We start from the raw sequence: 7,534 nt of genomic DNA on the forward strand, positions 1-7,534 counted from the left end.
GCATACCCCCTGGCGGGGTCTGGGGCAGCGCCCCAGTCCACCGGTCACCCTCCCTCTCCTCACCCCCCTACCCGAACGCGGCCACCACTGGCTGCGCCCCTCCCTGGCGTTCCTGTCCGGCCCAGCCGGGCGGCGGGCTCCCGGCCAGGGCGCGCTGCATGTCCTGGCGCAGGGCGGCCAGGGCGCTGGTCTGCGCGGCGGTGTCTTCGGGCAGGTGCGCGGGGTCCAGCTCCAGGCTGATGGTGCCGACGTAGCCGAGAGTACCCAGGCGGGCGAGGAACGGGCCCAGCGGCAGCGTGCCGGTTCCTGGCGGCAGGTGCTCGGTGAAGCCGCTGGCGTCCGAGAAATGCACGTGCCGGATGAGGCAGGCGCGGGCGTCGCAGGGGATGCGCTCCAGGCTTTGCAGCACGTCCCGGCCGGAGACGCCAAGGTGGCACACGTCCAGGGTCAGGCCCAGGTTCTTGCCCCGGCATTCGGCGAGGAGCGCGTCCAGGGGATCGCGGTTGAAGAGCCCGCCTGCGCCCGCGGCCCAGGGCAGATTTTCGAGGGACAGGGTGACCCCGGCGGGTGCGCCCAGCAAGCGCGGCAGGTTCTCGGCCCGGGCGAACCAGCGGGTCTGGATGGCGTCGCGCAGGGTCCCGGCGGGCGGGTGCAGGGTCACGTGCACGGCATCGTTGTTGGCCTCGCAGCGCAGGCTGGCGGCCAGGGCCACGGCGGCGCGCCAGGCGTCCATGTGTCCGCCCCAGGCGCTCCAATTACGGAAAGGGGCGTGCACCACGCGCACCGGGCACAGGGGGTGGGCCTGGCTCACGGCCGGGCCAGGCGCTATTTTGGGCGAGCCCATGACCAGGTCCAGCCCGGCAAAGCCCGCTGCGGCGGCGATGCCCGCGATTTCCGGCAGGGGCAGGTGGAACAGCGAGCCCGTGGACAGCAGCAGGTGCGGCCCGACGGATTCCGGCTTGGGGGTTCCCGAAGGGGCGCTGGGCGCGGTGGTTTCGGCGTGGCTGTCCATGGCACCTGGATGCCCGGGGCGGCGTCAAGTGGCAACGCAAATACGGGGAACGGCGGCGCGCGCGAGGTGAACGGCGCTTCCGGCCCTGCGGGTGTTTTGCCCTAGGCGAACAGCCCGGCGTAGAGGCCGTATCCCGCGGCCTCCAGCTCCGGCGCGGGGATGAAGCGCAGGGCGGCGGAGTTCATGCAGTAGCGCTGCCCCTCGGCCCCGGCCACGCCGTGGCGCGGCCCGTCGTCGAACACGTGGCCCAGGTGGTTGCCGGAGTGCCAGGCCAGCACCTCGGTGCGCGGCATGAGCAGCTTGCGGTCCGTGCGGGTGGTGATGTTGCCGGGCATGAGCGGCCGGGTGAAGCTGGGCCAGCCCGTGCCGGAGTTGAACTTGTGGATGCTGGCGAAAAGCGGCGCTCCGCTCACCGGGTCCACGTACAGACCGGGGCGACGCTCGTCGTGGTAGGCGTTGGCGAAGGGCGGCTCCGTGCCTGCGGCGCGGGCGATGTGGTAGGCCTCGGGCGAGAGCAGGCGGCGCAGCTCGGCCTCTGGCGGGACGCCCTTGGCCAGGCGGGGCACGTAGGCGAAGAGCGGGTCCGCAGCCTCGCGGCCCCAGAGCTTGGCCAGGGTGGCGTCGCGGCCGCAGCCCATGCGGTAGAGGGTGTATCGCCGGGGGTTCTTGGCGCTGTATTGCTGGTGATGCCCCTCGGCCTCGTAGAAGGGCGCGGCGGGAAGGATTTCCGTGGCATTGGGCCGGGGCAGCAGGCGCAGGTCGTCCAGCGCGGCCTTGGAGGCCTTGGCCTCGCGCTCCTGGTCGGCATCGTGGACAAAGACGGCCGGGCGGTATTGCGGGCCGTGGTCGCAGAACTGGCCGTCGGCGTTGGTGGGGTCCATGCGCCGCCAGAACCAGTCCACCAGGGCGCGGTAGTCCACCAGGGCCGGATCGAAACGGGCCTGCACGGCCTCGTAGTGGCCGGTGTCGCCCTGGCAGACCTCGTCATAGCTGGGGTTCTCCACATCACCACCGGTGTAGCCGGAGGTGACGGAGAGGATGCCCGGCAGGTGGAGCATGTCCGCCTCCAGGCACCAGAAGCAGCCGCCCGCGAAGGTGGCCGTGGGAAAAGCGTCGAGGTTCATTGGGCCTTCCTTGTTGTAGCATGAGGTAGGCACCAATGGCGGGAAGTCAACGCGGCGCGTCAGCCAGGCGGGGCTAGCCCCCGGCGCGGTCCAGCAGGGCCGTGGGATCGAGCAGCAGGACGGCCCGGCCGCGCATGCCCACCAGGCCCTCGTCCTGAAATTTCTTGAGCACCTGGCACACGGTCTGCTGGCACGAGCCGGTCATGGCGGCCATCTGCTCCTGGGTCAGGCGCAGGGGCACCTCCACCGGGGTTCCAGTGGCGGGAGGTTTGGCCAGGGCGTCGGCGCAGAGGGTGAGCAGCAGCCGGGCCACGCGCGTGTCCACGTCGCAGGAGGCCAGGCCCTCCACCTGTTCGCTCAGATGGCGCAGCCTGCGGCCCAGGGTGCGGATGACCTTTTGCGCCGCGCGCGGGTGCCCGGCCAGGAAGGTTTCAAAGGAGGCCTTGTCCACCTCGTGCAGCACGCCGGGCAAAAGGGCCTGGGCCGCGGCGCGGCGCGGCGCGGAGTCCAGCACCTCGGCCAGGCCGAAGACCTCCCCGGAGCGGCGCAGGAAGAAAATGGGCTCGCGCCCCCGGCGCGACAGGCCGAAGATGCGCACCAGGCCGCGCTCCAGGTAGTAGCACGAGCCGCCAGGGTCGCCCTCGTCGAAGATGGGATCGCCCTTGTTCAGCTCGCGCCTGCGGGCAAGGGCGAGGAAGGCCGCGCGCTCGGCCTCGAGCCCGGCGAAGAAGTCTCCGGTGCCCAGGTGCCAGAATGGGTCCATGCCGCCTCCAATGGCCAAGGCCCGGCGACGCGTGAACGCATCGCCGGGCTCTTACGCCGATTGAACCCTACGCCCGGGAAGCGGCCTAGGGCAAGCCGTCCTTCTGCGTAATACGGTTCGCATATTCGAAGGTCGACTCTTTGCCGTTGATGTCCACGCATTTCCAGATGATGCGGTTTTTGCCCATGATGGGCCGCAGGGACGCCTTGTGGTAGCCCAGCTGGTAGGGAATGCGAGTTTCCAGGGCCGCGCGCGGGCAGACCTTGATGCAGGACATGCAGTCCCAGCAGTCCCTGGTGCTCCGGCAGAAGGCCTTGCCCGTGACCGGGTCCACGGCCATGAGGTCGCCGGGGCAGACCTCTTCGCAGCGCGATTCGTCCCGGTCGGCGCAGCCGTTGCATTTGTTGGGCAGCACTCTTGGTGGCATGGTATTCTCCTTGTTCCTTGCTTAGGCCTTGAAGCGGTCGCCGTCGACGAGCTGTTCGTAGGGACGGGTGAAGGCAGTCACCACGCCGGTCTCCGGGTCGCGGCGGGTCTCCACGAAGCAGTCGAAGTTCTTGTCGTCGCGCTCCGGGTAGTCGCTTCTGGTCTGCCAGCCCGCCCAGCGGGTCTCCTTGCGGGCCTTCAGGTGGTGCACCACGGCCTCGCTCACGTCCACGCGGTCCATGGTCTCGTTTGCTTCCATCAGCTCGTGCAGGTCTGCGGCCTTGAGGTACTGGAACTGGCTCTGCAGCATGGCGATGTGCTTCAGCGCGTAGTCCAGGCGTTCCTCGTTGGTGCGGTAGTACTGGCTGGTGCCGCCCGCGTACTCGTCCATCAGGCGCTGCAGGCGCTCCTTCATCTCCAGGGGCTTCACGCCGTCGAACTCCGCCCCGCGCAAAAGCGGCGCGAACACGCGGGCCTTCTCGGCCTCAAGCTGGTTGACGAAGGCCGGATCGGACGGAGCGGGCAGGGGCGCGGCCTTGGCCATGTAGGCGATGGCCCCGCGCGCGGCCAGCTTGCCCTCGGCGGCGCAGCCGCCCACGAACTTGTTCGGGTTGCCTCCGGCGGTCTCGCCCGCGGCGAAAAGGCCGGGCACGGTGGTCATGCGCTCCATGTCCACCCAGAAGCCGCCCATGGTGTGGCCGCCCATGATGTAGGGATCGGAGCCGTAGATCTCGATGGGCTCCTTGGTCACGTCCTGCCCACGGCTGGCCAGGAAGAGCACGAAGCTGGGGCGCTCGTTCAGGTAGTCGGTCATCATGGCCTCAACCCTTTCCGGGGCCATGTTGCGCGTATCGCAGTAGCAGGGGCCGCGGCCGGCCAGCCACTCCTCCATGGGCGCGTTGGCGCGGATGTACCGGGGCGCGGCGTCGCCGCCCAGGTGCGCGTAGCGGCTCATGACCTTTTCGTCCTTGCAGTTGATGATGGGCGCCTTGTAGCCCACGGAGATGGTGTCCACCGGACCGCAGAAGTCCTTGGTGCGCGTGGCCACCCAGCGCTGTTCAAGGCTCGAGAGCTCCGCACCCTGGCGGAAGCCCATGGCGTAGCCGGAGCCCACGCAGTAGGGGCACATCCAGATCTGCGCGCCGGAGTCGGTGGAGTCGGCCGTGTAGGACTTGTACAGGGTGCCCGCGCCGCCGGTGGAGACCACGGTGGAGCGGGAGCGGAACACGTAGAACTTGCCGTCGCGCACGCCAAGGCCGGTTGCGCCCACGCAGCGGCCGCCGTCCATCAGGAGGGAGGTTCCGGCCACGCGGTTGTACACCTCGGCCCCGGCCTCGATGGCCTTCTCGGCCATGATGGGCTTGAGCTGCTCGCCGTGGATGGAGATGTCCCACTTGCCGCGGTAGCGGATCTTGCCGTTCTCGTCGCGCAAGATGGGCAGGCCCCAGCGTTCCAGGTCGTCGATGGCCTCGTTCAGCTCGCGGGCGTTCGAGAGGGCCAGGTCCTCTCGCAGGGGGCCGCCGCCCACCTGGGCGCGCGACCAGCGCACCAGGTCCTCCGGGGTCTTGCCCTCGGGGATGTAGGTGTTCAGGGCGTCCATGCCGGCGGAGCACGCGCCGGAGCGCATGATCTCGGCCTTTTCCATGATCACGATCTTCAAGGTGGGGTCTTTCAGGGCGGCTTCCGTGGCCACGAAGCAGCCAGCGTTGCCGCCGCCGATGATCAGAAGGTCGCAGTCCACGACCTCGACCTTCACCTCGGCCAGATTCTTGGGCAGCGCCAGTGTGCGGCGCCCGCCGGGTCTATTTGCCATAATCCGTCCTCCTTTGAGTGTGACGAGCTGTGACTGCCGTGCGTGAGGCCTAGAAAGGCCAGGGCGCGGTGGGGTCCCAGACCGGAATGCCCAGCAGGGCGTACCAGGGGGCCATGACCAGGATGCCGTAGGCGATGGCGATCAGGATGCACACCCAGCCCACCTTGGCGTAGTCCGCGGTGGAGAAGGTGTCCGTGCCATAGGCGATGACCGCCGCGGTGATCTGTGTGGGCAAGAGGTAGGCGTAGGTGTCCGTGTCGCACACCAGGAGGGTGAAGGCCACGGGGTGCAGGCCCAGCTTGGGCGCCATGGCGAAGACCACCGGGGCAAGCATGGCCACGGCCGCCACGTTGGACAGCATGCCGATGCGGATGACGTGGGTGCCGACCATAAGCGAAAGCAGGATCTGCCACCAGTTCATGCCGGTGACGAAGGCGTGCACATGGTCCGCCAGCCAGCCCGCCAGACCGGAGGAGGTCATGGCGCTGGTCATGGTCAACGCGCCGCCCAAAAGCAGGAAGGTGCCCCAGATGGTGCGCTCCTGCACGGCCTTCCACTTGAAGGGGAACAAACCGGGAATGAACAGGAACATCATGCCCACCAGGCCGATGACGCCCAGTTGGTGGGAGTGCAGCTGCACCGGGCTGCCCTTGCCGGTCATGAACAGCACGGTGGTGAGGCCGAAGATGCCCAGAAGCGTCCACTCCGGGGTGGTCATGGGGCCAAGGGCCTTGTGCTGCTTGTGGATTTCCTCGTGCCCGCCGCCGATGTTCACGCCCGCGGTCTTGAAGTGGTAGCGCACCCACATCTGGGTGAGCGCGAACATGCCCAGGTACGGGAACTGGAGCATGGCCCACTGGAAGTAGCCCAGGTTCTTGAAGCCGTTCTTGTCGAAGATGCCGGTCATGATCAGGTTCGGCATGTGCGCGGTGAGGATGAACACGCCGCAGATCATGCAGCCGTAGACCATGCACTGGATGACGATGGCCTTCTTGGCCTCACGTTCGCGCTCGGTATCGCCCAGAAGCTTGGTGATGCCCTGGATGACCGGCATGAGCGTGGCCGCGCGGGCGTTGGCCGCGGGGATGAGGAAGGCCAGCACTATGTTCACGAAGAACATGCCCCAGATGACCCGGCCAACCGAAGAGGCCTTGAGCTTGTCCAGGATGGACAGGGCGATGCGCTTGTCCATCTTGAGGATTTGCAGCATGGCCCCCACGAAGAAGGCGAAGAGGCACAGCCAGACCTCGTGGGTGGTGAAGCCGTTGAAGGCCTGGCCCATGGGCGGTTTGCCTTCTTTCCAGGGCAGGCCGTGGGTCAGGATGAGCAGCGTGGGCACGGAAAGCCCGGTGATGCCCACGGGCATGGCCTCGGCCACCCACATGATGCTGGCCCAGACCACCACGGCCAGAACCGACATGCCTTCCTCGGTCAGCCCCTCGGGCCGGGGCAGCACGGCATAGATCAGGAAAAAGAGCGCCCAGGCGGCCAGAAAGCCCAGCCACACCGTGCGCGGGCTCTTGCCGCAGGTGGTCAAATTCTCGCTCACATAGCCCAAAACGCCCCGGCAGGCCTTTTCCTGCCCAAAACCCGGCGCATCACCCGGCGCTTGCGCCACGGCAGCAGCCTGCACTTTCAGTCCATCCGTTCCCATTGCCCCGTCCTTTCCCTTGAGTGTCCTTTTTTCTCCGTCGGGCTCCGCCGTCTTCTTACCGGGCCGCACAGCAGACGTGCCCGGAACGGAGACGGCGGGAACGGCGCGCGCCTGTCTTCATGGATCCGGCGATCGCGCCCTGCGGCAGCCCTCTGCCCGCGGCGACCAGCCGCAGGGCAGTGCGAAGCTGATACGTTTCGCACCCCCAACATGCCCGGCCCGGCCGCGCGCGTCTTTCGGCTGCACGATAAACCGCGAAAAAATGTGCGTGGGGTCTGGTGCGTGGGGGCGGCTGGTTGACAAAACCCCGGCCAGGGCCAATATCCCACCCACAGCCCACGCAAAGGAGATCAGCATGGCCGGGAAATGGCGGCTCAACATCGACGAGGCCTTTTGCGCCTCGCACCAGCTTCGCAACTACAACGGCAAGTGCGAGCATCTGCACGGCCACAACTTCGGCGTCAGCGTGGAGGTGGAAGGGTCCGAGCTGGACCCGGCGGTGGAGATTTTGGTGGACTTCGGCGAGCTGAAGCGCCTGACGCGCGAGGCCGTGGACCAGCTGGACCACGCGCACCTGAACGACCTGCCCGCCTTCAGCGTGCGCAACCCGTCCAGCGAGAACATCGCCCGGCACCTGTTCCTGGATTTGAAGGACCGGCTGGCCGCGCTGGCTCCCCACGCCAGGCTCAAAAGCGTCAGCGTGTCCGAGAAGGGCACCTCGCGCGCCACGTACTTCGAGGAT

At 68.0% G+C, this 7,534-nt stretch carries 7 protein-coding genes; 1 reads left to right on the forward strand and 6 read right to left on the reverse strand.

The annotated features are described in order from the left end of the window. Nucleotides 1–67: 67 nt before the first annotated feature. The 6 genes from VN419_RS07910 to VN419_RS07935 all read right to left on the reverse strand — a co-directional run bounded on the left by VN419_RS07910 (nt 68) and on the right by VN419_RS07935 (nt 6,792). Entirely contained in the window at nt 68–1,012 is a 945-nt protein-coding gene (locus VN419_RS07910) for a sugar phosphate isomerase/epimerase (protein WP_325646244.1), read from the reverse strand. A gap of 101 nt (nt 1,013–1,113) precedes the next feature. Next, nucleotides 1,114–2,136: a peptide-methionine (S)-S-oxide reductase MsrA gene (gene msrA / locus VN419_RS07915; protein ID WP_325646246.1), complete on the reverse strand. Its 1,023-nt coding sequence runs from the start codon at nt 2,134–2,136 to the stop codon at nt 1,114–1,116. Between the two features lie 73 nt (nt 2,137–2,209). Further along, nucleotides 2,210–2,899, reverse strand: a complete 690-nt coding sequence (locus VN419_RS07920; protein WP_325646248.1) for a Crp/Fnr family transcriptional regulator — start codon at nt 2,897–2,899, stop codon at nt 2,210–2,212. An 85-nt stretch (nt 2,900–2,984) separates the two neighbouring features. Beyond that, on the reverse strand, nt 2,985–3,326 hold the full coding sequence (locus tag VN419_RS07925; protein WP_325646250.1) for a ferredoxin family protein: 342 nt from the start codon (nt 3,324–3,326) through the stop codon (nt 2,985–2,987). 21 nt (nt 3,327–3,347) lie between these two features. After that, nucleotides 3,348–5,138 (reverse strand): FAD-binding protein, encoded by a 1,791-nt coding sequence (locus VN419_RS07930; protein WP_325646252.1) that lies wholly within the window; start codon nt 5,136–5,138, stop codon nt 3,348–3,350. Nucleotides 5,139–5,187: 49 nt separating this feature from the next. Next, a complete protein-coding gene (locus tag VN419_RS07935) occupies nt 5,188–6,792 on the reverse strand; it encodes a DASS family sodium-coupled anion symporter (RefSeq protein WP_325646254.1) in 1,605 nt (534 codons plus the stop codon). Between the two features lie 355 nt (nt 6,793–7,147). Between VN419_RS07935 and queD the strand changes: the two genes are divergently transcribed. Beyond that, nucleotides 7,148–7,534, forward strand: a 387-nt coding sequence (queD, locus tag VN419_RS07940; protein WP_325646256.1) for a 6-carboxytetrahydropterin synthase QueD, incomplete at its 3' end; no start/stop codon positions are given.

This window comes from Humidesulfovibrio sp., from assembly GCF_035560995.1.
Classification (GTDB): domain Bacteria; phylum Desulfobacterota; class Desulfovibrionia; order Desulfovibrionales; family Desulfovibrionaceae; genus Humidesulfovibrio.

What these genes read in the sequence shown, in the direction of transcription:
- VN419_RS07910 (WP_325646244.1), bottom strand. Translation starts at nt 1,012, where the DNA reads ATGGACAGCCACGCCGAAACCACCGCGCCCAGCGCCCCTTCGGGAACC.
- msrA (WP_325646246.1), bottom strand. Translation starts at nt 2,136, where the DNA reads ATGAACCTCGACGCTTTTCCCACGGCCACCTTCGCGGGCGGCTGCTTC.
- VN419_RS07920 (WP_325646248.1), bottom strand. Translation starts at nt 2,899, where the DNA reads ATGGACCCATTCTGGCACCTGGGCACCGGAGACTTCTTCGCCGGGCTC.
- VN419_RS07925 (WP_325646250.1), bottom strand. Translation starts at nt 3,326, where the DNA reads ATGCCACCAAGAGTGCTGCCCAACAAATGCAACGGCTGCGCCGACCGG.
- VN419_RS07930 (WP_325646252.1), bottom strand. Translation starts at nt 5,138, where the DNA reads ATGGCAAATAGACCCGGCGGGCGCCGCACACTGGCGCTGCCCAAGAAT.
- VN419_RS07935 (WP_325646254.1), bottom strand. Translation starts at nt 6,792, where the DNA reads ATGGGAACGGATGGACTGAAAGTGCAGGCTGCTGCCGTGGCGCAAGCG.